We start from the raw sequence: 26,248 nt of genomic DNA, 5'->3' as shown, positions 1-26,248 counted from the left end.
AACGTTAATTATTCTTAAATCACTAATTTATAATTATTGATTTTATTCTTGCAAATTATAACAAGACTGAGTTGGCAGTAAATGGTCAAAAAATGACATCAGTATTTCGAACTCCAATTTATTTTGTATAAGTTAATAAGAAATAATAGAAGTACCCATGTTTGGATTAAATAATATAATCGAACAAATATTAGTATATAAATACATATTCTGTATTTTATTTAAAAATTACAGTATTAATAAATTTTTATAAATAAAAAATTATTTATGTTATAATATTAACGTAATAATATATATATTACAGATCTAAATTTTACAATTAAGGATAATTTTATTATGGTATTTACAGTTAATATTAATAAGAGTTCTAGAAATACTTCCTCAGGAAATAATGGTTTATTAAAGGAAGTAAATGGTGTAAATGGTATGCCTATTTCTGTTGCTCCGGGTTTTCCAGATTTAGAAGATCAATTTAATCAGATGGGAATTACTCATATCAGGTTACATGATTGTTTTGGTGTGGGCGATATTGATAACGGGTTCAATGCGAATCATTCAAATATTGATCAATTACTCGTTACTGTGCCTTTTGATCAGCAGGATAAAGCAAAGGAATTTCTTGCTGACTATGCTAATAAAAGAACAATCTTTCCTTACGCTGCTGTTGGTATGCGTAATAACGATTTGAAACAAGCTTTACGTAGTCCGAATTACCGAATTACAGATGATGCAATTCGTCGAACCATGATAAATAATGCTAGCGTTAATCCTGGTAACCTTCAAAGAGAGGTAATGTTCCGCATTGGACGGACACTTGATGGTGGATATGAGGTTCCAGAAAATTTTGATATTTATGCTTTTTTGGTGTCTAGATTGGTAATGCGTTATTCTATAAACTATAAAGGCATTGGTTTACCAAGAAAAGTCACTTATTGGGAAATCTGGAATGAGCCTGATTTGACCTTTTTTTGGAATAATAATAACCCACAAATTTATTATGAATTTTATGCGAAGATAGCCAATGCTATTAAAGCAGTTGATCCAACCGCAAAAGTAGGTGGTCCAGCTGTTGCTTATGGATATAATCCTGGTGGTGCCTACATCGATGGGTTGCTTAATTATTGTCAAACAACAAATACTCCCATCGATTTCTTTTCTTGGCATTATTACAATAGTTCACCACAAAGCATTATCGATGCTGGGAACTATATTCAAGATACTTTAAATAAGCATGGTTTTAGTAACCTTGAGAGTTTTTGTACTGAATGGAATTCTACTCCTACAGGAACAGTGAATAGCTTTACAAAACTGCAATCAGCTCAAAATGCTGCATTTTTGACGTCTATATTAACGTGTATGCAATATACTAAAATTGACAAAGCTTATTATTATCGTGGCGACGGAGCTGCTTTTGGGTTATTTAATGATCAGACGAACCCTAAGAGACCACAAAATAAAAATTTTTGTACATACGCTGCACAAGGGTTTAACTTATTTACCCGTATGTTTGAAACACCCTATATTTTGACCCAAGATAATGATTTTAGTACTGGATTAACAACATTAGTTGCAGAAAACGAAGTAGGGAATAAGATTAATATTTTAGCTTCTAATTTTGAAATGGACAGCAATTTTGTTGAACCTGCATTTCCACCTAATGGATATTCTTTGTATTCACAATATTATTTAGATTCAAATAGAACAACTAATCAATTAGATGATGATTGGAGTAAGGCTCATTGGTTTGGAGGTGTTGATCCAAGGACTATTATGTATAATAATGAAGTACCTCAGAAAGAGTTAGTGCCTCAGTTGCCAATTAGTGAAAATTTACCTCAAAAAACGATAGACTATGAGCAAAGTCGTATGGGGTTGACGGTTAATATTGCAAATATTCCTGAAAATTATAATGATTACAAAATAACAGCATATCGTATCAAAGAAGATGGTCGTCTTGATCGTATGACACCAGAACAAGTAACCACATCTATAGATAGCGCTCTTATCGATCGTGTGTTAACGATTACGGATGTGGGGGCGACTTCATCAACGGTAACTTTATACACTGTAGAGCTGATTAATTAATCACAATACTATTTGTTTCAAAAACTTGAATATAATTTTAAGATTACGATATCTTATTTCTTAAAAATATGAGGAATAAGATATCTTCTCTAGTACTAACTAGGCTAAATATTGCCCTGACTTTTGCTTGTTTGTTTTATCGAGGTTGAAAATATTTAATAAAAATTGCTAACCTTGTAGAGATATTCTCTGGCAATATAAAACGATCAAAAAAGTAATTCTGTGTCTTATTTAATTTGTTTTCGATAAATATATCATGATAATCACCCATTAGGCCATTAATCGTTGCTAGATATTGAAAAACTTGATGATGATAGGGAGATGAGTATAAAACATCAAAGGTTCCGTAAAGGGCAGAGAACATACTCATTTGTTTTCGTAAGGTATGGAATTCATGTGCCGATAAGGTCGAATTTTTCTGAATTTGCTGTTGAATAAATTTGACATTTTTATGGAGGGTAAATGTAAAATCTGCGAGGTCACATGGAAAATAACGATAGGCTTCACGCTTTAAAAAAGATAATCCTTGCTCATTCCATAAACTATTTAACAGGATAGCATTTGGAATCACGATACTACTTTTATCGTTCTTAAATCCATCTTGTATCAGTCCCAGCAGCCCTGTGATATTACCAAGTAGGAAAGGGCGTTTATGTCGTGCATCAAAGCCACGGTAAGCATAGCATAAATGTTTAAATTTAGCTCGAACCATTTTGTAGATTACTTTATTTTCCTCAGTGATTTTACTTGAGGTACATAGACCCCGTATAATTTTTGGAAATTGTTGATCTATAATACCTTCTAGCCATAGTTGACGGCTTATCATAAAGCTTTCTATCAATTGCTTTTGTGTATATTCAAATGTGATTTTGTTGGGTAATGTAACGTCAAGATTAATCTGATCATCAACACAAATCATATCATAAAGTTGATTGCATTGTTGTTCTGAGAAGTGAAAACGTTCAAAATCAACAATTTGTTTAGCTGTGATTGGTGCTTTTGTTTTTGACATGATGCAAGATCTTTATTGCTTTGAATTTTATAATAGTGATGATTAGTTCGGAAAATATTTGTTGACGTAGTTTTGTAAAGGAATAGATATTTTAACCTGATAAGCAATGGAAATCCACATGAAACCGCATCCCCATCCTGCCAGAACATCGCTAAACCAATGTGCGCCCAGAGCTAGTCTAGACCATCCAATCAGAAGGGTGCCGATAATAGCAATCCATAAGAAAGATTTTCTGTAAGAAAAAATACTATAACAAACCAGTAAGAACATAAGTGAATTTACTGAATGTCCACTGGGAAAACTATAGCTGAGTGCATGAGTCAAGGGTTCATCAAAAACAGGACGTTCCCTTCCAACAAGGATCTTTAACGTTGTAAAAACTATTCTACACGATCCCATAGTTGCAACCACCCATATGGCTTCATAGATGCGTTTTTTTAGCCATAACCAGATCCCTAATAATAAAGTCATAGAAGTAATGATTACAAATGAACCAAGTTTGGAAATCATTCTAACTAGTGCTACAAAAGGATTCGTGGGGGACAGTATAAAGATGTTGTTGAGGCTAGTATCTAACGATGTCAATAGGGCAATAATAATGGCTATTCCAAATAAGATTATGCCGTTTAGAAAAAGAAATTTATAATGAAAAGACAATCGTTTGCCCCAATAAAAAATAAAGGTTAGATAATGTCTTTTATCATATTCCAAACGATTTGATAGACTTCTTCATAAGGAAGTGTTGCATCAACGTCGACAATGTAAGCTCCTCTAAAGGAAAGTTTTGGGGTTACTTCAACTTTTGCTTTGAGTAATTCGTAATCATGATCTTGTTTGCGTGCAAATGCCGTGTCAACATCAATGTTTAACCGAAATATAATATCGGGTTTAACAGATGCCATTCGATCATAAAGTTTATATTCCCATTGAACCAGCTTGGATATGAACCAATTCGTGGTGTGTGCTGCGGACAATCCGGGGCCATCATAAAAACCATAGATCGTTGTTTGAGGATAGCGATCTGTAACGACTAACACACCATTTTGGCGGGCTTTAGTCATGTTTTTAAAATTATAATATCGAATGCAAGAAAACAGAAAAATAACCAAAGCGGTTAGAACCCCTGGAATCTTATTACCTTTTTTACGTGCAGTTGTCGCTTTTTTTTCGATAACACGATCTAGGATGGGGCCTATATATTTTATTTCTCTGATTCGTCGACCAATATTCCCTGATCCTTGCCCTAAATAGCAACGTTGGGTTGGGCGTATTTTTGATAAAGCACTGGTAATTTCTAAACTTAAGGTAGATTTTCCTGAACCATCACAACCAATAAAGGCGATCAAAGGGGGTAAATGCTTGGGGGAATTTTGATACGACATATATAATTTTCTAAAATTAAAGAATTTGCAGGACACCATATAATATGGATTTCTTATTCATAATAGGATGTCAATGCATATTCTCCGAATTATTATGATAGTTTACATTAAGTTATAAATAAGAGTTACATTATGGATAACACAACTATTAAAAAATTGAGTTATAATTGTTCTTGCCGATAAATCAAATCAAATTTTATCGTAATTTATTGTAATATACAAATTATTAAACTAAAAATTTAGAGAAACAAAATTTATGAAACAAAACGTAAACTTGCCAGTAATTGCGATTATAGGAGCTGATGGCTCTGGAAAGTCAACAATTTGCTCAGAATTAATGACATGGCTAGAAGGGCGTTATCCTGTACGCTTATGCCATCTGGGGCGTCAAACAGGAAATATTGGTCGTATGATCGCTAAGTTACCATTCTTGGGTAAAAAATTAGATCATAAAATAGCAGGTAAAGCGAATAAGGCACGTTCGGACAAAGGACCAAAAGCGGGGGTTGCGTGCATTATGTTTTTATTATCTTTAAAGCGGGTCTATCGTTTTTATAAAATGCTGCGATTTAAGAAACAAGGCTTTTTAATTATTACAGATCGCTATCCCCAAATATCGGTCATTGGCGGGTTGGATGGGCCTGATTTAACAATTGATCATCCTGATAACATCATTTCACGCTGGTTGACACAATGGGAACGTCGATTATATCGTTGGATGGCCGATCATAAACCCGATCTTGTGATTCGGTTGAATGTCGATATTGATACCGCAATGAAACGTAAGCCCGATCATCGTTTATCTTCGATGGTTAAAAAAATTGAGTCCATAGAGAAACTTACATTTAATGGGGCGCCAATTATCGACTTATATAGTCATAAACAGCCCCTAGAAGAGATCATTCAGGAAGCAAAAAATGCTATTCGTGAGGTTTTAATCAAAAAGCCCTAGTAATTTGGTTCATAAACTGGCATTGAACGGCGGAAGACACCTCGTGTTTTATTTTGTGTTGGATCCGCTGTCTGCGAAACGGGCATATTAATGCCCATATCATATTTTCCTGTACGTCGCTTGCTATTAACCCATCCATCTGTGCCATTTATTTTTTGCGAACGTTTTGTATAGTGGTCAGGAATCAATGCAGCTGGACCATTTTTCTCGTTTTTAGCTTGTTGTGCTGAGTTGGATTGTTGTTGACGTGCTTTTTCTGCTGCTTGTTTTGCAAAGGGCGAAATGTCATCGGAGCTTTGTTGAGGATTCAAATGTGTATCTTTGGAAGTAACCACAGAGGGGGGCGGTGGGCCGTCCTTATGATGATGACGTGCGAAAGCAGGCTGATTACTATTCATAGCAACTGTGATCGTTCCTAAGAAAAATATATATACAAAACGCTTTGTTGTGAACATAATTACCGATACCTAGTTTAGTTTTTGATGCTCTGATCTGATAATAAGATCATCAAATTATGGCAATAAATCGATTTTCTAGAAAATAATATTGGTTCGGAACCCAAGGACAGTTGCGTCTTTATACGTGCTTCTTGTGGCAGAAACATTATGAAAATATTCAAAAACAGGCATAATCATAACACCGCGATAAACAGCGATACTGTAATTTGCTTCAAATAGCATACTATTGGTTTGAATCCCTGGCGCACCATTGATTAAACCGCCAAAGATACCATTCGTTTGCGTGACCAATCCATTATTGATCTGATATTGTTGTGCTCTGCTAAGCCCTCTTGGAACTGTATAGTAAGTCATCATCAGCCCAATTTGGTCATAGGGTCTGGCATGCCAGAAGCCACGATCTAATAGTCCTATATTATACAAATCTTTATAGTTGGCAGTTAATGGAGAATCGTGTCCCCAATTGGCAATAACATATAGTCCATGATCTTTGACTTGGTCATTACGATAAATCATTTGTCCAAGCATAACCCAATATTGGCTAGTATGATCTTTTTTACCTGACCCTGTTGCTTTGCTGGACCATGTTTCGAATTTACTGGTATCCAAGCCTGCACCGATGCGAATATAGCCATTTAAATGGTTCTTGCCAAAGTTGGAGTTATATCCAAACTCTATGGGAACATATGCCCCTGTTGCCGCTTTGACCCCCCATTTGAGGCCTGTCGGGCCGCCTTTCCCTGTTCCCCAAGGCGAGCTTTCATAAGCGCCAAATTGGAAATAGGTTGATTTCGAAATATTATAATGTATTTGCGCCCCCCAAACCGTGCCAGGCCATGGGCTGAATCCTTGCTGAGATTGAATACTTCTGGGTTGTCCGCATGTAGCAAGTAACATAAATTGACAGGCAAAAGGGCTAATGGCAAAAGTATTTCCAACACTATCTCGACCAAAGCGGATTTCAACTTTATCATCCCATAGCTTTTGTAAACCATAGAGATAATTCATATGCAAGACACGGTCATAACCACCGCCATAGATTTCTTGGGCTTGCATTTGCGAATCCCCAACATAGTCGCTGCTGGCATTACGCCCAGCTAGATTTAAAACCATGGCATGAGTGGAGAAGCCTTTCCAACCAATTATTTTTTCCCAGTCCATGTCAATTGAAAATGCAATTTGGTGGGCATAATCTGCCCCCTTTTTTTTGCCACCACGCACAACCCCTGCGGTTTCAGTGAGCCAGCTTAGACCTAATTGGATCCCATATTGGTCTAAATATTTATTAACACCGCCCAAGAGCAATTCTTGAGAAGGATTAATATCTGGATTTGCCTCTGGATTATTTAAAGCAGAAGGTTGATTGGGCGTATCGTCTCTTGTTTGAATAAGTTGATCTAATTGTTTGTCTTCCTTTTGGTGCAATTCCGGTTTAGCAAATGCAGAAGCGCAATAAGACGCTGTAACAAAAGAGGTGCTTATATAAAATATTATGCGAGAATGTTTTATAATTTTATTAACCATCCAATTAATCTTATACCTTTCTGATTGAATAGATTGAGCAAAGAAGACAATTCTATTATCATGATAAAAAAGAAACACTCTATCATAATTTTTGAAAAAGTAAAAAAAGCTAACTTTTGAAGTAATGCGTTAATAAATGAAATTATAGTTAAAGCAAAGCGTTTTTATATAAAGTTTTTTCTTTTACATAAACAATCTGTTACTGTGAATAAAATTATAATCACTGTTTTATTCTGAAATAAAAACGAATTAATATGCTTGAGGATTAACTATGAACCGTTGTGTTTTCTTGGATCGTGATGGTGTGATTAATGTGGATACAGGATACCCATGTCGTCAATCTGATCTACAACTGATTGATGGAGCTGGCAATGCAATTGCACGTCTGAACCAACAAGGATTTCTGGTGATTATAGTGACCAACCAATCTGGAGTAGCGAGGGGATATTTTACCGAGCAAGATGTGCATCAGTTTCATCAATATATTTCGCAAGAATTAAAAACTTATCATGCTCATATTGATGCGTTTTATCTATGCCCTTACCATCCTGACGGAGTGATAGAGACTTATCGTCAAGACCACCCTGATCGGAAACCCAATCCAGGAATGATTGAGCGTGCCTGCCAAGAGTGGTCGATAGATCGAGAACGCTCTTTTTTAATTGGAGATCGAGATACAGATATAGAGGCTGCTAAAAATGCCAATATCCAAGGATATTTATTCAGCGGTGGTAATCTTGACCATTTTGTTCAAAAGATTCTACAAGAATTTTAGTGTCAATCCAATCAATCCCAAGGTGCTTTTTTAGAAAATTGTTCCACAAGGTAATCAATCATCACTCTGCTTTTTAAAGGTACATAGTCAGAAGGCGGATACATAATGTATAACGCAGCGTCTTGAATGGTTGGATGATCGAGATCAAGTGGAATAAGCTGTTTATCGGCCAGCTCTTGAGTTAATAAGAATTTCGGAAGATAGGCGATGCCTTGACCCATGATGGCGGCATTTTTAAGCATCTCGCCATTATTGGCAGTGAATGAGCCATGAACATGAATATTATGCTCTCCATTTTTACCAAATTTCCAATAAGATCGGTTCATAAGAGTGCCTAGACTATAGAGCAAACATTGATGTTCAGAGAGTTCTTGGATTTGTGTTGGTTTCCCGTGCCGTTCTAAATAATCGGCTGAGGCACATAAAATAAACTCAATGGGTGCCAGTTTTCTTGCTTTGAGGGTGCTGGACACCATTTTTCCTATGCGTAAAGAGAGATCCCAGCCTTCTTCGACCAAATCAACGATACGGTCATTTAGCCCAAGTTCAATAGTAATATCGGGATATTGCTTGTAAAACTCGATCAGTAAAGGGGAAAAATGCTGTAACGTCAATGAAAGAGGGGCATTAATTTTCAAATGACCTTTTGGATTAATATGTTGTGCAGTAATGGTTTGCTCAATAATATCAATATCTGAAAGAATTTTATCGCAGCCTTGGTAAAATAAAGTGCCAGCTTCTGTTAAAGAAATCTTGCGTGTAGTTCGGTGTAATAGGGTGCAATTTAATCGTTGCTCTAGTGCATTAATATGTTTGGTGACCATCGTTGGCGACAAGTGAAAGGCTCGTCCTGCGGCGGAAAAGCTGCCCGTATGGACGACTTTAACAAAGATTTGCATGCTGGTAATACGATCAAGCATTTTTTATTTCACACTCATAGTTTATAATCTTTTAATAAAAAGAGGTCTTTTCAAAGATAAAGAACTCTTTATAGTCGATTACAATAGATTAAAATATAGTTTGAAATATTAAGCAAAGGAAAAAATTATGAAAAAAATTATTGCAGCGCTATTTAGTGCAACCGCTTTATTTTTAGCAACAGAAGGTGCCTATGCGGTTTCTGCTCAACAAACAGGATCTGATGTTGTCAGCACGATTCAGGATGTTAAAAATGGCAACTATAAGATTGATCCTTATCACACTCAAATTATATTCTCAGTCTCTCATTTCGGATTTACGAATTATTCAGGTAATTTTTCGGATATTGCGGGCTCATTAAATTTGAATATTCACGATGTTAGTAAAAGCAAATTAACGATCGAAATCCCTATTCAAAGCATTCAAACAACCAGCACAAAATTGACCACAGAATTAAAAGATCCAAATTGGTTTGATGCAGCAAAATATCCAACAGCGCATTTTGTCTCGACGAAATCTGTTAAAACGGGAGATAAAACCGCAGATGTAACAGGGAATTTGACTCTGCATGGTGTTACTAAACCAGTCACATTACATGTGTCTTATATTGGAGCAGGGGTTAATCCATTAAACAAAGCATATACCGTTGGGTTCCAAATCACAGGTAAAATTAACCGTGGCGATTTCGGAATTATGACCTATTTACCCAAAGTTGGAGACGAGGTCGATTTAAACATTGCTGCTGCTTTTGAGAAAAAATAATAAAATATGACGTAATGATGATAATAAGTTGGTATTGATTGCCAACTTATTTTGCTTTGTCTAATATCAAGACAAAGTTTATGGGAATATAAATAATGAAAACACTTATATTGTTTATATTCAACACATTAAAAAGAATTATAGATTTTGGCATAACAATATTAAAATCATTATCGAGGTCAAAATTTATACGTTTTACTTTGATTTTAATATGTGCTTTTTATTCATATGCGTGGTTGTTCCCATCGTTAGAAATGCAATTATTTTCGGGGGTTGAAAAAGCCTGTAAGAATCGAGAAAATTGTCAAATTTATCTTCAAGAAATTATGCCTTTTCAATGGGATAAGGCGTATTTCTTTTTGGAAGAAAATGGATATAGTAATTATGATATTCAATCCATCACAGGTACCAAGGGCGATTTTGACCTTGGGAGAAGGGATGTTCTGATTTTATTTAAATATCATAATCATCTTGTAAAATATCAAATTTTTGAAGTTTACGATCATACTGATCTGAAATTTTCTTTCTCTTTGTGGGGAGGGGTGAACAAGACCGTTGCAATCGGCTTCATGATGGGAAAATCATCATTAAATGAGTTGCATTATTTGGGGGATATTAATCAATTTAATGATACTGTTTATATCAAATATTATGAAATAACACCTGATAATGATTTGCTTGATGCTGGATGTGATACAGACAATTATTTTCAAGGCACGATAAAAACTTGTTTTTTAAGTTTTACTAATTTGAAACAAGTTTATCTTGAGAAACCATATAATCAACAAGAGTAAAATTGAATTATATTGGAAATGATATATGAAACATGTAACTATTGTTTTCTAATATAATTGAGTAAATTAAGATTACTTTTTTAATAAGTTCGTTAATGTGATTACAATAGCAATAAGAAATAAAGAGACAATAAAGTTTACTAAAAATCTTATTTTCTCTTTATTAAGACTACTAACCCTTTTTATTGTCTTGATCGTGGGATTTTTAATTTATTCATGGTCATCCGAAACCTTTGAAGACCACCTATATAACACCATTCGTCCTGAATGTTTTCAACAACCAACTTGTAAAATTAGTTTACATGAATTAACCCCTTTCGTATGGGATCAAGCCTATATTTTTCCACGAGGGGATGCTTATAGCAATCAAGCTATTCAAAAAGTTACAGGGGTTTCAGGTGATTTTCAACGCATTAATACACTAGCTATTTTTATGTATCATCATCGGCTGGTAAAGTTTGTCTTTTTTGATTTTGTTGAATATGACGATAATTTTAGAGCAGATCCCCCTAACGATCATTATTTTGATGTTGCGTTTTATGTTGATACTGGCATTCTGCGTCAGATGAATAATACTGGCAGAATTAAAAATTTTGGTGCTTTTAAAAGACCTGATTACTTAGAAATGACATCAAAAAATGATTTCTTTTATGTATCATGTCACTATCAATCCCGACCTTTTTATGGAGAGTGGAAAGAATGTTTGATGGTACCAGCTGATAAGACACAGTTACGTTGGTTTGACCGAAGTAAAAGTGAAAAATAAAGTTTAATTGTCATAAAAGAAAAGGCATTGTTACAACAATGCCTTTTCATCGATCTTAATGTGCTTTAAAAAATTATTTTAAAACTGCAGCCAAGGATTTTTCAAGGATTCCAAGGGCTTCATCTAAGATATTATCTTCAACCGTTAATGGTACCAAGACACGAATAGAATTCGCGAAAAGACCACAAGTTGCCAACATCAGACCATTATCTCTGGCATGACCTGCAAGGGTTTTGGTTGTATCCGCATCAGGTTTACCTTCAGCATTTAAAATATCAAATGCCAGCATTCCACCGCGGTGGCGAACTTCACCAATACGAGTAAAGGCACCGCCTTTAGCTTTTAACCCATTCAGGAATGCAGCAATTTTTTTACCAAGATCGTTGCTGCGTTGTAAAAGATTTTCTTCTTCGAAAACTTCTAATACAGCCAAAGCAGCAGCAACAGCAACTGGGCTACCGGCATAGGTTCCACCCAATCCACCAGGGGAAACACTGTCCATGATGTCAGCTTTACCAACCACACCAGACAAAGGATAACCACCAGCAAGACTTTTTGCTGTGGTCATAAGATCTGGTTCAATGCCGAGTTGTTCCGTTGCAAAGAATGTACCAGAACGTCCATACCCAGATTGTACTTCGTCACAAATGATTTTAATGCCATGTTTGTCAGCAATTTCACGAAGTTTCTTCGCAAAAGAAGGCGGCATAAAGTGGAAACCACCTTCACCTTGGATAGGTTCAAAAATGATGGCAGCAACATCTGTTGGTGCAATATCCGTTTTGAAGAGTTTTTCCAAAGCAATTAATGATGCTTCTTCTGTAACGCCAAAGCTTTCAACAGGGAAAGGAATACGGAAAATACCACCAGGCATGACCCCGAAATCTTGCTTATAAGGGGCAACTTTACCTGTCATTGCCAATGTATAAATGGTACGACCATGATACCCAGCATCAAATGCAATCACACCGAAACGTTTTGTTGCAGCACGAGCAATTTTCACTGCATTTTCAACGGCTTCTGCACCTGTAGAGAAAAATACAGCTTTTTTTTCGCCAGAAATTGGTGCTTTTTCACACAGTTTTTCTGCCAAGGTAATAATATTTTCAAAGCCAACAACTTGAGTCGCTGTATGAGAAAATTTATCAACTTGTGCTTTGACGGCTGCTGTAATCTTTGGATGAGTATGACCTGTATTTAATACACCAATACCCCCAATAAAATCGATATAGCGGTTGCCCTCTACATCCCAAATTTCAGCATTTTTTGCACGGTCTGCAAAGAAAGGAAAACCAATAGCAAAGCCTTTTGGCATTGATTTTTCTTTACGTTTCATTAAGTCAGAATTCTTCATTTTTTTCTCAATTAGCTAATATTCACGCTTGCCCACGAAGAGCAAGCTGTTTGTATAGCGTTTCTTTTTAAAAAATACCATAATTATGAACGGCATCTTCATCGCTTGGAACTGCTGGTATAGAGTCCCATAACTCGATGATTTTACCGTTTTCGACGCGCCATAGCTCAAAATAAGCATGACGTGCGCCAGCAATCGATCCTTCTGAATGGGTCAACACAAATTGACCATCAGCAACAGTACGGTGGATTTTATCGTAATGTAATGCTGATCCATCGGCTTTCAGTTGCTCAAGGAAATCAATAACGGGTTGAACACCATCGCCAATATCTGGGCTGTGTTGATAGAATGTTTTCCCATCACTATAGCGTTCAAAACCGCTATAATCACCACCGATTAGGGTTTCAGTAAAGAATTTCTTTACTAACTGGCGATTTGCGTCACTATCTGCTGTTGCATCGACTTCGGTTGGGCCATCAAGTTGGCTGCGTCCACTGATATTTTTTTCAGCTTCTGCAACTAAACCATCCCAATGTTCAACGATTTTACCATTTTCTACACGATAAATATCAAATCCAACCAATGGGTTTTCATCAAGCCCGACAAAACGACCATGTAAAGCGACCAGACCATTATCGTCACCCAATACACGGCTGACTTTATAGTCCATGTCTGGACAGCTTGCGACAAGTTCTTTTAAACCAGGGATGCCATCAGCAACCAATGGAGAATGCTCGATAAAATCTGGTGAAAAATAGAGTTCAAGCGCTTTGATATCTTTATCAGAAAACAGCATATTATGTGCTTTTAACACTAATGCTTTATTTTGCTCTTTTGACATTCAAAAATTCCTAGTCTTCGTTAGAGGCCATAACGTGCTTAACACGTGTATATTCTTCCAAACCATATGAAGATAAATCTTTACCATAACCAGAATGTTTGAATCCACCATGAGGCATTTCACCAACCAGAGGAATATGGGTGTTAATCCACACAGTTCCAAAATCTAGATCACGTGATAGGCGTGTTGCACGTGCATGATTTTTTGTCCAAACGCTAGATGCCAATCCAAATTCAACATCATTGGCTTTGAATACACCGTCTGCTTCGTCTTTAAAGCTTTGAACGGTAATGACTGGACCAAAGATTTCTTTTTGAATAACTTCATCATCTTGTTTTAGATGGCTGATAACGGTTGCTTCGAAATAGAACCCTTCACGATTGCCTGCTTTACCACCCGCTTGGATTTTCGCATGAGGAGGCAAACGATCAATAAAGCCTTGAACATGTTTTAATTGGTTTGCATTATTTAATGCACCATAAAGCGCATCACTGTCATCGGGAGAACCAAATTTTGTTGCTTTGGCTTCTTTAGCTAATAATTCAAGGAATTTATCATGAACAGATTCTTCGACCAATACGCGCGTTGCAGCCGTACAATCTTGACCTGCATTAAAGAATCCTGTCATAGCGATATGAGCAGCAGCTTTTTCAAGATCAGCATCAGCAAATACAACAACAGGTGCTTTACCACCTAATTCAAGATGTGCACGGGTAAGGTTTTGTGCAGCAGATGCAGCAACAGCTAGTCCAGCGCGAACAGAACCCGTAATAGAAACAAGTGCTGCTGTTTTATGAGAAACGATTTGTGAACCTGTTTCTGCCTTACCAAGAAGGACGTTAATCGCACCAGCAGGGAAAAATGGTGCTGCGATTTCAGCAAGTAATAGGGTGCTTTCTGGTGTGGTGTCACTTGGTTTTAAAACTACAGTGTTCCCAGCAGCCAAAGCAGGAATGATTTTCCAAATAGCCATCATTAAAGGATAGTTCCAAGGCGCAACTTGTCCAACAACGCCCAATGGTTCACGACGAATGCTGGAGGTCAATCCATGCATATATTCGCCAGTTGATTTGCCTTCTAAACAACGTGCTGCACCTGCAAAGAAACGGACTTGATCGGCAGAGACGGCAACTTCTTCAGAGGCGATTAATGCTTTGATTTGTCCTGTGTTACGGCTTTGTGCTTCAACAAGTGCATCGCTGTTTGCTTCGATTGCATCAGCCAGTTTCAATAATGCTTTTTGACGTTCAGAAGGGGTGGTTCTGCCCCAGATTTTAAATGCTTCTTTTGCAGCTGCGTATGCTGCGTCTACTTCTTCTTGAGTAGCTATTGGGGATTGCGCAATTACTTTGCCCGTTACTGGGCTGATTAAGTCAAAATACTCAGAAGATTTAGCTTCAACAAATTTCCCATTAATAAAATGTTTTAATTTTGTTACGCTCATTTAGGGATTCCTTTAATTATAGTTATTTAAACCAAACTCAGATTACCATTGGTATGGATATGTTCAAAATAAACAATTTATGATTAACAAAGAATATTATTTAAATAAAAACATTTCATATGAAAGTAAGAGGGTTTAATTGATGGTAAATGCAAGAATAGGTTGATAAATTATTAAAAACAAATTAGTTTTTTCATTTATTTAAAAATTGCCTTCTACAAATTGATTTTTTGTTATGTTTTGTGAATATTATAAAATCAATTTGATTTTTATCATTTATGTTATTTTACGACTCTAAATTACTAATAAAATAATACAACCACACTGTTATTAATTGCGCAATGATTTCTAAAATTGCTTGATACTCAATCATTTTAAAAAGCAAGTTGTTAGGCTCTGACGGGGTTGATGATAAATTTCACAAAAACGATGCGTAACCAAGAGACTATGGAGTAATGAAGTAAAGATAAAAACTCATAATTTGCGTTATCTTACTCTAATGCCTTGGAATTAAAACCCATATACAAAACCCAGCCCAAAAAAGAACGGTTAAAAGGATTTGCTTGTCATAAATGACAACATCGGTAGGAGATTCCCCATCTCTTAACGTTTCTACGATAAACCAATACCGAAATAATCCAAACATAACAAAAGGAATAGTAACAATCAGTTTAGATTGAACAGTCATTACATACAAGCTGTAAAAGATAATCGCTGAGGTTGCAGACATTTCGGCAAAGCGATTGATGAGCGTAACAGAGTAATGACTCAGCACGCCTCTGCTTTGAGAGCCATTTTGGATTAACTCTTGTCGGCGTTTGATAGAGGCTAAATATAAAGAAAGACTGAGCGTTGTGACAAACATCCAATTGGATACTGGCACATTAAGCGCCACAGCTCCTGCATATACTCTTAAGACAAACCCAAAAGCGACAATAAAAATTTCAATGACAGGTTCATGCTTTAATTTAAAGCTGTAAAGAAGATTTATAACGATATAAACAATGATAACATTAATGACTTTTGGAGTTACAAACCACGCTGCGAATAATCCAATATATATTGCGCCTAGTAACAATATTGCATTATTGACAGAGATTTCCCCAGAGGCAAGAGGACGTTTTTTTCGTTTTTCTGGATGGGTTTTGTCCTGTTCTATATCATTTAAATCATTGACGATATAGACAGCCGAGGCTGCTAAACAAAACAAGAATGCAGCAAAAATCACATGATATACTGAATATAAATGCAAAAATTCCTTGGAAAAAATCAAAGGTGCAAAAAGGAATATATTTTTAACCCATTGTTTGGGTCGAATTAATTTTAACAATCCTGTGGCTGTATGCTTGGTTGTGTGTTGCGGACTGTTCATCAGTTATCTTTGTGAGGAAATAGTTAGGGGCTTTGTATCTTTAAATATAACATATTTAGAAAATAAAAAACCACCGATAAGGCATGTGCCTGAAAAAACAATTAACGTTATTAAGCTGGGAATATGAAAGTGGTCAGCGATATATCCTGTTAACAACGACAGGCTGCCAATGAAAATAAAAAATGATATATATTTCGCCATTGTTACTGATGAATTGAATGTCCATCTAGCATTGAGGAAAATATTACAACTGGTTGAGCAACAAAAAGCAATAAAATTTGCAATCATTTGTAAGTTGTGAAATCTGTAAAAAATAAGGAAAAAAACAGCCCAATGAACTGAGGTATTAATTAGCCCTACAGCAAAATAACGCATAAATAAGCGAGTGAACTCTCTATAATTTGCTATATTCATTTAAATTTAAAATCATTAAAATATGACCGATCATCACGGTAAATGAAAAAAAAGGGGATTTTCAAGTTCAATTTTTGTTAAAAACAAGGAAAATTAATAGTCAAGGTATGTCACAACAAGATATTTAGTCAGAAGATCAATAAAGTATTTTTCTTATTTAAAATTATATAGAAATTAAAATAATTTCTATTTTCTATCATATGAATCATTTGATAATCAATTCTAAAAAGGAAACATTTCTTTTATAATGAGTATGTTTTGTATAAAGTTTTATTATCAGTACATTATTTGAAAAGGATAATAAAATGAATTTAGACAAGGATTACTTTTTAAATAAATATAATTTAATGCTTCCTCATTCTGAAATTGTTAAAGCAATGCCTGACTTGCCAAAAGGCAAAGCATTAGATTTAGGATGTGGTGGGGGCAGGAACAGCTTATATTTGGCTCAACAGGGTTTTACCGTAGATGCATGGGATCATAATGAGAATAGCATCAAAAAGCTAGATACAATTTGTGTCAATGAATCTATTGATTCGATTATGACCAGAGTGGTTGATTTAAATGACCTCGAATTTTCAGGTCAATATGATGTGATTATATCAACCGTAGTTTTCATGTTTCTTAATCCCAAATCTATTCCAAATTTAATTGGGAACATGCAAAAATCGACCAAAAAAGGGGGGTATAATCTAATTGTTTCCGCAATGAATACAGAAGATTATCCATGTAATCTTGATTTCTTTAATTTTACTTTTAAACCCAAAGAATTATCTTCATATTATCAATCTTGGACAATAAAGAAATATAACGAAGATACAGGTCTGCTACATAAAACAGACGAGCAAGGCAACCGAATAGAGCTGCGTTTTGCGACCCTTTTAGCGCAAAAAAACTAGCGATTATATTAAAAATGGCAGTGTTTTTTTATTTCACTGCCATTTTATGGTTAATTCTTTTTAATGATATCTTTTGTATTTTGAATATCTTCTGGCGTTAAAGCATGTGCATGATTGCCCCAGTTGGTACGGATATAATTAATCACATCAGCCGTATCTTTGTTGGTTAATACCCATTGATATCCTGGCATTGAATATGGCAAGTGATCTTGGGTCACAGGGGTTTTTCCACCCTCTAAAATAACGCGGACTAAAGTTAATGGATCTTCACTATTGACAGTTAAATTCCCTTGTAGCGGTGGGATGACATGGCTATTGCCTTTGCCATCCATGCCATGACAGGTTGAACAATAGCGCATATACATAAACTCACCATTATTTTGAGCTTTTGCTTGTCTGGTATTGGCTTGGGTGACTGCAGAAGCAGCGTGATGATTACCATCGATATCTGCCAGATAAGTAGCAATTGCATCAAGGTCTTGGTCAGTTAAATATTGTGTGCTTTCGCTCACCACCTCATCCATTGGACCAGCAAGTGCTTTATGTTCGCTGCGGCCTTTTTTCAATAAATCAATGGTTTCTTGTTTTGAAAAAGGTAAATTACGCAGTGACGGCGCATACCAGCCTGCAAGCTGCGCACCACTAAGATAACTGCCTTTTTGTTCATCAAAGCTCTTTTCTTGCATGCCATATCCACGTGGCGTATGGCATGTACCGCAATGTCCAGGGCCTTGAACCAAATATGCACCTCTGTTCCATTGTTCACTTTGATCGGCGCGAGGTTGGAAACGCTTGTTTTCAGTATACATTGCATTCCAAACAGAAATTGGCCAACGTATGGATAAAGGCCAAGAAATATCTGATGGGGGGTTGGGAACGGCTTGGGGTTTAACATCGTTCATTAAATAATCATATAATGCCCGCATGTCCTCATCGCTTAATTTAACATAAGAAGGATAAGGCATCGCTGGGTAAAGATGGCGACCGCCTTTGCCAACCCCTTTACGAACAGCGCGTACAAAATCGTTATAGCTCCAGTCGCCAATCCCATTGGTTTTATCAGGGGTGATGTTTGTGGAATAAATATTGCCCAAAGGGGTTGGGAATTTTACCCCTCCTGCCAACTCTTTGCCATTGGGGGCGGTATGACAAGCACCACAATCACTGGCACGGAACACATATTCACCTTTGGATATGGTTGGGTTAGCATGGGCAATACTGGGTAATGCCATCAAAAAAAGGATTGATAAGCGTTTCATGATTACCCTTTCATCTTATGAAGTTCATTAACAGCGCGCCATCCTTGGTCAATGGCAGCATGGGCATAAGGTGCCCAATCTGAATCAGAATTGGCAATCGTAATACGCCCCACAGGTTTACGTGCTGTTTCGATGGTTTTTTGTGCGCTATCTTCATCAGATTCAGACAAGCCACTATAGGTATAAGAATATCCATGCGCCCAACGATTGACAGTAATGGCTTGAATGTCTTTGGTATGGTCGAAACCAGCATCACCAAACATCCCCTGTAATTGATCACGGATCATGCGTTCATGTACCTCGAACGGCGTACCCAATAAAAATGCACGTCCTTTACGAGATTGCTCACGAATGCTGAGACCACTGCCTGGGAATGTCGGTACATAAACCATATGTAAACAAATCGGTTTTTTCGGATCTCTGGGATGTTGGTATTCACCCATATCCACAGGATAATCCAGCTTTACGCGGCTATAAGGGGCAGCAACGGCATAGATTTCATGAACGCCTTTTTTAATAAAAGGTTCCCAATTACTGATGATAACTTTGGTGTACACTAATGGGGCTTTAACATTTTGTTTTAAAGCCTCTTTTTGAGTCTCTGGCATTTCTGGAACAATATAAGGAATCATCATATTATAGCCAGCCATTACCACGTGACCACCTTTAACTTTGTGTAGTTTTCCTTCTTTGAGATAGGTTACTTCTACGCCATCAGCAACGTTTTCGGCATGAATACCTGTGCTGCTTAGTCTTAATCTGACAGGATTTTCTGGTTTATCAAGTTGGCTGTAATCGAATTTAGCTGTAACAATGCTTTCCATTGTATCGCCTGGCGCAATCGCTGGGATCAAGTGACGAACAATCGAACGTGCAAGCCCCGCATTGCCATCTGGGAAGTGATAAATATAAGGATCTTCTAAATCAGCAAGATCATCTGGATCCATAGGGGGTAAATTCATCCCATCAAACCCAGGTAACGCACAAAGACGAGCATCACTACATGAAACACCGTCAATCCCAATAGCTTGGAAATCATTGGTTCGTTGTTGGAAATAACGAATAGCACTGTCGTTTAATTTGACTTTGTCTTTTAAGAACTGTGTATAGCTGTGTTTATCAAGCCATGCGGTTTTCTCTTCAGGACTCATCCCTGGCATATAGTCTTTATTTTCAGTGTGAAGCGCAATAAGTGCTTTGCGATCATCTTCGCTTAATGGAAAATCGTTAATAAATTCAACAATATTGCGACCGTTTAAGCGGTCTGGTGGAATATCATCCGAGACTGCTCGACCTGGGTCGCCAGCAACAATTTTATCAACACCAAAATTTTTCTTATCGAAATAAACACCACGACTGAGGTTCAGATCAGGATAAAAAGTTTTATCAAAATGTTTTGCCATTACATCGACATTAATATTTAATTCTGCAATCAGTTTTTTGACGATATCACTAAAATTATGTTGTGGAGATTGAAAAGATTCACTTCCCCCATATCCCAAGATCATACGGTCGCTGGTATGAAATTCGTTGCGCTTTGCATGACCACCAAAATCATCATGGTTATCAATTAACAAAATCTTGCTGTCTTTGCCTTGTAATTGTTGCCAAAAATAGGCAGAAGCCAAGCCGCTGAGGCCAGCACCAACAATCACAAGATCATAATTTTCTTCAATAGGTAGGGTTTTTGAATTAAAATGTTCATCCTCACGTGCCAATGCGTGCGCACCTTCAAAAGAACCAGGGTGGTTGCCCCTCAATCCCGTTAGTGTAGGGGGATAATAAAGTGTTTGAGTCGCTGTTTGGGCTGATGCTTTTAATATTTGTGCAGGAGCCATTCCCGCAACAATACTAATTGCCACACCATTTAAAAAATCACGTCTTGTGACAGTCATTGATTAAAGCCTTATATATTTTGTTTCATCATTTTTTCTATACCATAAAAATATAGATATTAAATAATAAACAATTGAGGAGCTTAATGATGGACGGGCAAGAGCTCTTTAGTATATTATGATATAATTCATTGCTAAATATAAATAATTTGTGGCGTTGCTAATTCTATCTCTAAAATAGGTCATTATTTTCTTTAGTTAATTGGATAAAGAACTGAAAATTCTACTTTATTACTTAATAAGACTCTCGCTCTACAATTTCTTGTGGTAGAAGATAATGCGATTTTTTCGATATTTTTAAAGCTTATAGCAGATATTTTTTTATTGGAATTTTATTGAGTATATTCTGTGCCAAGTTTTGAGTATAGTGCGTATTACAATAAGGGGTGCCATTACTTGTAAAAAAACTAGAGGAACGATTATTATAAACTTGTAATAACCAGGGTAGATCCCCCAATAATTCATTCATAAAAAAATTGATTTTTCTTCAAATGATTAGGCTGGCCACAACGAGGGCATATTTTGGCAAAGGCTGAGATTTTTTTGTGACACGCTTTGCAGCCAATCATTTGGATCGTTTGAACCGATTTATTTGACAAGCATTCCACAACAAAGAGAAATGGAGGCAAAATGGATGTCAAAAATATCCAAATAGAGTGTCTGTTTTTTCGTTTAACAGCTGAGTAGGCCGCGAAAATAGATAAAACACAAAAAAAGAGCTAAGAACAAAGAGCACACTTTCAGAATAGTAGTTATCCATTTATTTTGACTTGTTAGTTAAGAGATGAGGCAAGCTAATTACTGTTACGTATTAATCTATTATCTATTGTTTTTTTACGACCATTCTATAGAGTTTTTGCACTTTAGTTCTGCGTTTTGTTCCGATTGGTAGTGCTTGATTGACACCATTAATCAAAATTTTCTTTACGGCCAATCCTTGATGAGTCACTTTATATTTAACAGTTTGTTGTGATCGGACTATTAAAGCAAGTTGGTTAGCCCAAGGTGTGTTACGTAAATAATAGAAAAAGGTGGATGCATAATCTATCGTAAGGTTCGCCCACGGCTTTTTCTCACCAGCAAAATGAATAATCCATGGATCTCTTCTGGCTTGAAAATAATTTTCCATGATGTGTAATGGAAGTTTTTTATAGAATGTATCCACATTTCCATTCCCGTGTAAAACATTCCATCGTATGTCAAGAAAATAGATATCGCCTTCTAAATATTTATTAAGAAGATCTTGATCCAAAAACCAATAAATTGTTTGGCACATATCTTTGAGTATCTTTTGGTCGATAGCAGTTTTTCTAAATTTTTCAGTGTTTAGAATTAATACGCCCGCTTGTACATAATCGTAAGGGTTTTTCATCCCCAAATATTGCTTCAAATATTCTTCAGCAACGAAATTCCCACATTCTCTACGACAAACGACTTTATTTTTAATAAAACCAGTCATGACATAATCTTTGATTGCGGCAGCTGATTTGTTCCCAATATCTGTATCGTATAAATATTGGATATCTTTATTTACAACCATATCGGCATCAAGATAGATAACTTTGTCATATTGGGGAAGAATAGTGGGGATTAAGATACGATAATAGGTTTCTTTCGAAAAATGTGAATATAAGTTTAAATTCTTGTTTGAAAAAAATTGCTCAACATTGATGATGTTTAAACTAAAATTTTCAAGTTTTTTAAACATAAAATTAAAGTTGAATTTTGTTGTATCAGATAATGCACCTTCGATGATATAAATATCATAAAAACAAGAAGGATCACTGTTTTCTATAATTGACTGAATTAACGCAGCACCTGTAATGGCATAATTTTCATTAAAGGCAGTTACGATAGGAACTATTTTTTTATATTTATTTTTCATGTGATCGGATGCAATGTCTTTTATTGTATGAATAAGAGGGATCGGTTTTTGCAGCACTAACTGATAGTTACCACTGTTGGTATTATGTACAAAAGTCCGACGGCATTCTATAATGTTTATTTTTTTATTGGTTTTTAAATAAGTTAAATATATCCCTAACAACCATTCGGAAATATAACCAAAAACCCTATATTCTTGTAAATTCTTGTGGTCTAGGTTTATTCTTTGTTCTAATTCAAATAAAATATCAAACAACCATGTGCTATAGTCCTCGAATATATGGCGTTTCATAATGAACATATTTGTATAATATCCATATGGGGACATATTATATTTTTCAGCGGCTTCCGTATACTGAGGATATTTCTCTTTTAAAATCTCAAGGCAAATATTATAATCATTAATATCTAAGTTTTCACCACGTTGATATTGTTCTAGGTTATTTTGGGCATAAAGGTTACGAACATTCCAATTTTCAGGTGCGACTACATCAATATTATTTAAAAAAGCTTCTAGCGCAGCATCAGAATATCCTATATCTTTTAAATATGTATCATCGATTTTAGGATAAGGGACGACCCCATAAATGTCGCTGGGTATTTTATTGGTTGGGTTAAAAATGAAGTGGCGTCTATAATGACAAAATCCTATATATTCACTGGTTAAATCATTTTTCCATGCCCAATATTGGGCTGTTAATTCACAAAAGCTCTTGTTTTTAAAAGAGATATTCTCTCCAGTTGCATCATTCAATTCTGTTGGAAATAAAGGTTGGTGGTTTGCGGCGCCAACTTGAATGGGTTTGAAATGATTTGTTTTGATTAAATCACATTGATTGTGATAAGAAACATAGAGAGAAATTCTTTTCATTATTTTTATGTTCATTATGTTAAAAGATACATACTCGTTTTTATCATTATATTTAGCAAGTTCTTTTAAAATTATTTTGTTTTATTATTTAACAATCCATCTTCTAAGCCTTTAAAGATGGATCTGATAGAATTAATATTTCTTCCTTTATAAATACATAGGGTTAAAATCCGCGCAATTCTTATAAAAATTGACAATTTCGAAAATGGAGAGTGTTGATTTCTCTGTAAGTATAAAAGGTTTCTAACCATATAATATATTTTCTTATTTTGATATATGTTCGTATCAATACTTGTGTCGTGTATAAATATAAGATTTGGGGAAAATAAAATTTTATATCCAGATTGAGATAATTGATAAGAAAATAGAACATCGTCAAAATATAAAAATAGTTGTTCGTCAATTAAATGGGTATATTGACGCAGTATATTTTGATGAAGAATGGCGCCAACAAAAGAAAAGGTTTGTACTTCTTCTTGATTTAAAAGGTTTGGCAGGAATTTTTGTGGCTTGATGCCATATAAAACTGTCTCATAGGCCGTATATGGAACTTTTTTATATGGAACGTTCATTTTACAGATTTTACCAGAGGGTAACAAAACCTTACTTGAAAATATCTGATAATCTTGTTTATTTAATCTATTAAATTGATCTAACAGATTGACCGTAGGGTAAGCATCATCGTCATAGAAAAATATCCACTCTGTGTCTAAATAGTTGGCTATGAAATGTGCGCCATGCTTAAAACCACCGGCTCCTCCAATATTTATTTGTGTTGTTAAGATATGGAGTCGAGGATCTTGTTGGGTATGTAACCATTCGGCTGTATTATCAGTTGAAGCATTATTGACAACAACAATATGATTAAATGATAAAAGTAAGGTGGCTTTTAAACAATTTTTTAATTTTGTTAAACGATTGTAAGTAACAATTAATGCTGTACAGTTCATAAATTAAAGCCAATGATTTTAAAAATATTATGGTAATCATTTAGATTATGAAAATAAGCTAAAATAATTTTATTATCCTAACTTATTTTCATAATTTTACCATTTTTTTTTAAATTAATGGGCCTTTAATCTAATTTTGGATGTTGATCGATTAAACTTTGGCGCTTTTTCTCAAGCTCTGCAATTGTTTCATCCAATTCTTCAACTTTTTGTTCAATGGTATCAAAATGTTGAGATAATATCTCCCTTGCTTCTTCTCTATCAGAAGCAGTCGGTGTAGCACCACGCAAAGGTTTATTCGCAGTTTCAGGCATTGTGAATGCCGTAACCAAACCTATTAAAGAGACAAGCATCAGATAAAAAGCAGGCATATAAGAGTTATTAGTTGCACTGACTAACCATGCAACAAATGCAGGAGTAAACCCGGCGATAATAATTGATACGTTAAAGGACATTGCCAGTGCACTATACCGCACATGCGTTGGAAAGAGTGCGGGTAAAATTGAAGCAGTCACCCCAACAAAACAATTTAATGAAACCGTCAAAATGAGTAATCCAACAAAGATAAGCCCAATTGTGTTACTTTGGATTAACCAAAATGCTGGATAAGATAAGATTAATAATCCAATACTACCTGCAAAGATGAAAGGACGTCTGCCGATTTTATCGCTGGTCAATCCAATAAAGGGTTGTACAAATAACATACCAACCATGATGGCAATAATAATCAACAACCCATGGTCTTCTGAATAGCCCAAACGTCCAGAGAGATAGTTTGGCATATAAGTTAATAACACGTAATACGTAATATTCATTGCCAGTACAAGACCAATACAAGTCAAGAAGCTCTTAGAATATTTAGTTGCAACCTCTTTCATAGAAAGTTTAGGGGGTTGTTGCAGTTCCTTTTTACTGTCTGCCTCCATTGCCTCAATGTGCTTTTGAAAAGCAGGTGTTTCTTCTAATTGATGTCTAAGATAAATACCAACAAAACCAAGTGGTAAGGCTAAAAAGAATGGAATTCTCCATCCCCAATCGATTAAATTATCATTTCCGATAATACTGGAAAGAACAACCACAACACCTGCACCTAATACAAATCCAGCAATCGAGCCAAAATCTAGCCAGCTTCCTAAAAAGCCACGTCTACGATCGGGGGCGTATTCCGCAACGAAAATTGCTGCACCTGAATATTCTCCTCCGACTGAAAAGCCTTGAGCCAGCTTGCAAATTAGCAATAGAATAGGGGCCAATATACCAATGGTGGCGTAACCAGGAATTAATCCAATTGCAAAAGTGCTGATGGACATGATAACAATGGTAATGGATAATATTTTTTGGCGACCATATTTATCACCCAGAATACCAAAGAAAATTCCACCTAATGGTCTGACTAAAAACGGCACAGCAAAGGTTGCTAACGATGCAATAATTTGGATACTTGGATTGGCTCCTGGAAAGAAGATCTTTCCCAAAGTAATTGCCAAGAAACCATAAACCCCAAAGTCAAACCATTCCATAGCATTGCCAAGGGCAGCTGCTGTGATGGCTTTTTTTAATTTGTCATCGTCAACGATCGTAATATCATTGATATGAAGCGGTTTATGTTTTTTCTTTAAAAGTTTCATATAAAATCC

23 protein-coding genes are annotated in these 26,248 nt (G+C 35.7%); 7 read left to right on the top strand and 16 right to left on the bottom strand.

The genetic code is table 11. The features are described from left to right. Nucleotides 1–336: 336 nt before the first annotated feature. Nucleotides 337–2,085, top strand: a complete 1,749-nt coding sequence (locus tag PQG52_RS08635) for a GH39 family glycosyl hydrolase (protein WP_271829029.1) — start codon at nucleotides 337–339, stop codon at nucleotides 2,083–2,085. Between the two features lie 136 nt (nucleotides 2,086–2,221). On the opposite strand, the gene PQG52_RS08630 is transcribed toward PQG52_RS08635, so the two are convergent. From PQG52_RS08630 to PQG52_RS08620, 3 genes are all read right to left on the bottom strand, one after another. Continuing rightward, nucleotides 2,222–3,097: a hypothetical protein gene (locus PQG52_RS08630; RefSeq protein ID WP_271829028.1), complete on the bottom strand. Its 876-nt coding sequence runs from the start codon at nucleotides 3,095–3,097 to the stop codon at nucleotides 2,222–2,224. Between the two features lie 42 nt (nucleotides 3,098–3,139). Then, on the bottom strand, nucleotides 3,140–3,607 hold the full coding sequence (locus PQG52_RS08625; protein ID WP_271801974.1) for a phosphatase PAP2 family protein: 468 nt from the start codon (nucleotides 3,605–3,607) through the stop codon (nucleotides 3,140–3,142). A 173-nt stretch (nucleotides 3,608–3,780) separates the two neighbouring features. Next, entirely contained in the window at nucleotides 3,781–4,479 is a 699-nt protein-coding gene (locus PQG52_RS08620) for a dTMP kinase (protein WP_271829027.1), read from the bottom strand. Between the two features lie 256 nt (nucleotides 4,480–4,735). Between PQG52_RS08620 and PQG52_RS08615 the strand changes: the two genes are divergently transcribed. After that, a complete protein-coding gene (locus PQG52_RS08615; protein WP_271829025.1) occupies nucleotides 4,736–5,431 on the top strand; it encodes a nucleoside/nucleotide kinase family protein in 696 nt (231 codons plus the stop codon). Here PQG52_RS08615 and PQG52_RS08610 read toward each other — a convergent pair. Both PQG52_RS08610 and PQG52_RS08605 read right to left on the bottom strand, forming a co-directional pair. Beyond that, a complete protein-coding gene (locus tag PQG52_RS08610; protein ID WP_271790055.1) occupies nucleotides 5,428–5,886 on the bottom strand; it encodes a hypothetical protein in 459 nt (152 codons plus the stop codon). The two genes, PQG52_RS08615 and PQG52_RS08610, sit on opposite strands and share 4 nt — an antisense overlap. Nucleotides 5,887–5,964: 78 nt before the next feature. After that, nucleotides 5,965–7,413: a carbohydrate porin gene (locus PQG52_RS08605; protein WP_271790054.1), complete on the bottom strand. Its 1,449-nt coding sequence runs from the start codon at nucleotides 7,411–7,413 to the stop codon at nucleotides 5,965–5,967. Between the two features lie 271 nt (nucleotides 7,414–7,684). Here PQG52_RS08605 and PQG52_RS08600 point away from each other — a divergent pair, with 271 nt between their 5' ends. Then, complete coding sequence (locus tag PQG52_RS08600) at nucleotides 7,685–8,188, top strand: D-glycero-alpha-D-manno-heptose-1,7-bisphosphate 7-phosphatase (protein WP_271829023.1); 504 nt, start codon at nucleotides 7,685–7,687, stop codon at nucleotides 8,186–8,188. An 11-nt stretch (nucleotides 8,189–8,199) separates the two neighbouring features. Here PQG52_RS08600 and PQG52_RS08595 read toward each other — a convergent pair whose 3' ends face one another. Next, a complete protein-coding gene (locus PQG52_RS08595) occupies nucleotides 8,200–9,108 on the bottom strand; it encodes a LysR family transcriptional regulator (protein WP_271790052.1) in 909 nt (302 codons plus the stop codon). Nucleotides 9,109–9,235: 127 nt separating this feature from the next. Here PQG52_RS08595 and PQG52_RS08590 point away from each other — a divergent pair, with 127 nt between their 5' ends. The 3 genes from PQG52_RS08590 (at nucleotide 9,236) to PQG52_RS08580 (ending at nucleotide 11,428) form a co-directional block, all read left to right on the top strand. Then, nucleotides 9,236–9,868: a YceI family protein gene (locus PQG52_RS08590; RefSeq protein WP_271829022.1), complete on the top strand. Its 633-nt coding sequence runs from the start codon at nucleotides 9,236–9,238 to the stop codon at nucleotides 9,866–9,868. A gap of 254 nt (nucleotides 9,869–10,122) precedes the next feature. Further along, the gene (locus tag PQG52_RS08585; RefSeq protein WP_271829020.1) at nucleotides 10,123–10,662 is read left to right on the top strand and encodes a hypothetical protein; all 540 of its coding nucleotides are present in this window, start codon (nucleotides 10,123–10,125) and stop codon (nucleotides 10,660–10,662) included. A 196-nt stretch (nucleotides 10,663–10,858) separates the two neighbouring features. Beyond that, nucleotides 10,859–11,428, top strand: coding sequence for a hypothetical protein (locus tag PQG52_RS08580; RefSeq protein ID WP_271829019.1), 570 nt, complete (start codon nucleotides 10,859–10,861; stop codon nucleotides 11,426–11,428). Nucleotides 11,429–11,501: 73 nt separating this feature from the next. Here PQG52_RS08580 and PQG52_RS08575 read toward each other — a convergent pair whose 3' ends face one another. From PQG52_RS08575 to PQG52_RS11485, 5 genes are all read right to left on the bottom strand, one after another. Then, nucleotides 11,502–12,782, bottom strand: coding sequence for an aspartate aminotransferase family protein (locus PQG52_RS08575; protein ID WP_271829018.1), 1,281 nt, complete (start codon nucleotides 12,780–12,782; stop codon nucleotides 11,502–11,504). 67 nt (nucleotides 12,783–12,849) lie between these two features. Next, the gene (locus PQG52_RS08570; RefSeq protein ID WP_271829017.1) at nucleotides 12,850–13,623 is read right to left on the bottom strand and encodes a nuclear transport factor 2 family protein; all 774 of its coding nucleotides are present in this window, start codon (nucleotides 13,621–13,623) and stop codon (nucleotides 12,850–12,852) included. 10 nt (nucleotides 13,624–13,633) lie between these two features. Continuing rightward, entirely contained in the window at nucleotides 13,634–15,067 is a 1,434-nt protein-coding gene (locus PQG52_RS08565; protein WP_271790046.1) for a gamma-aminobutyraldehyde dehydrogenase, read from the bottom strand. Between the two features lie 496 nt (nucleotides 15,068–15,563). Beyond that, nucleotides 15,564–16,439 (bottom strand): decaprenyl-phosphate phosphoribosyltransferase, encoded by an 876-nt coding sequence (locus PQG52_RS08560; protein ID WP_271829015.1) that lies wholly within the window; start codon nucleotides 16,437–16,439, stop codon nucleotides 15,564–15,566. A 3-nt stretch (nucleotides 16,440–16,442) separates the two neighbouring features. Beyond that, nucleotides 16,443–16,814, bottom strand: coding sequence for a GtrA family protein (locus PQG52_RS11485; RefSeq protein ID WP_369334817.1), 372 nt, complete (start codon nucleotides 16,812–16,814; stop codon nucleotides 16,443–16,445). Nucleotides 16,815–17,158: 344 nt separating this feature from the next. Here PQG52_RS11485 and tehB point away from each other — a divergent pair, with 344 nt between their 5' ends. Then, nucleotides 17,159–17,752: a tellurite resistance methyltransferase TehB gene (tehB, locus tag PQG52_RS08555; RefSeq protein WP_271790044.1), complete on the top strand. Its 594-nt coding sequence runs from the start codon at nucleotides 17,159–17,161 to the stop codon at nucleotides 17,750–17,752. Nucleotides 17,753–17,802: 50 nt separating this feature from the next. Here the strand turns inward: tehB and PQG52_RS08550 are convergent, their stop codons facing one another. The 5 genes from PQG52_RS08550 to proP all read right to left on the bottom strand — a co-directional run bounded on the left by PQG52_RS08550 (nucleotide 17,803) and on the right by proP (nucleotide 26,239). Continuing rightward, nucleotides 17,803–19,011: a c-type cytochrome gene (locus PQG52_RS08550; RefSeq protein WP_271829014.1), complete on the bottom strand. Its 1,209-nt coding sequence runs from the start codon at nucleotides 19,009–19,011 to the stop codon at nucleotides 17,803–17,805. Between the two features lie 2 nt (nucleotides 19,012–19,013). After that, complete coding sequence (locus PQG52_RS08545) at nucleotides 19,014–20,906, bottom strand: NAD(P)-binding protein (protein WP_271829013.1); 1,893 nt, start codon at nucleotides 20,904–20,906, stop codon at nucleotides 19,014–19,016. 823 nt (nucleotides 20,907–21,729) lie between these two features. Further along, nucleotides 21,730–23,661 (bottom strand): DUF4422 domain-containing protein, encoded by a 1,932-nt coding sequence (locus PQG52_RS08540; protein WP_271829012.1) that lies wholly within the window; start codon nucleotides 23,659–23,661, stop codon nucleotides 21,730–21,732. A 71-nt stretch (nucleotides 23,662–23,732) separates the two neighbouring features. Beyond that, nucleotides 23,733–24,611, bottom strand: a complete 879-nt coding sequence (locus tag PQG52_RS08535) for a glycosyltransferase (protein WP_271829011.1) — start codon at nucleotides 24,609–24,611, stop codon at nucleotides 23,733–23,735. A gap of 125 nt (nucleotides 24,612–24,736) precedes the next feature. Then, entirely contained in the window at nucleotides 24,737–26,239 is a 1,503-nt protein-coding gene (gene proP / locus PQG52_RS08530; protein ID WP_271829009.1) for a glycine betaine/L-proline transporter ProP, read from the bottom strand. Nucleotides 26,240–26,248 lie beyond the last annotated feature (9 nt).

Origin of the sequence: Commensalibacter communis (assembly GCF_947179105.1) — a bacterium.
Lineage (GTDB): Bacteria > Pseudomonadota > Alphaproteobacteria > Acetobacterales > Acetobacteraceae > Commensalibacter > Commensalibacter communis.
This window is presented reverse-complemented; position numbering and strand designations above follow the sequence as displayed.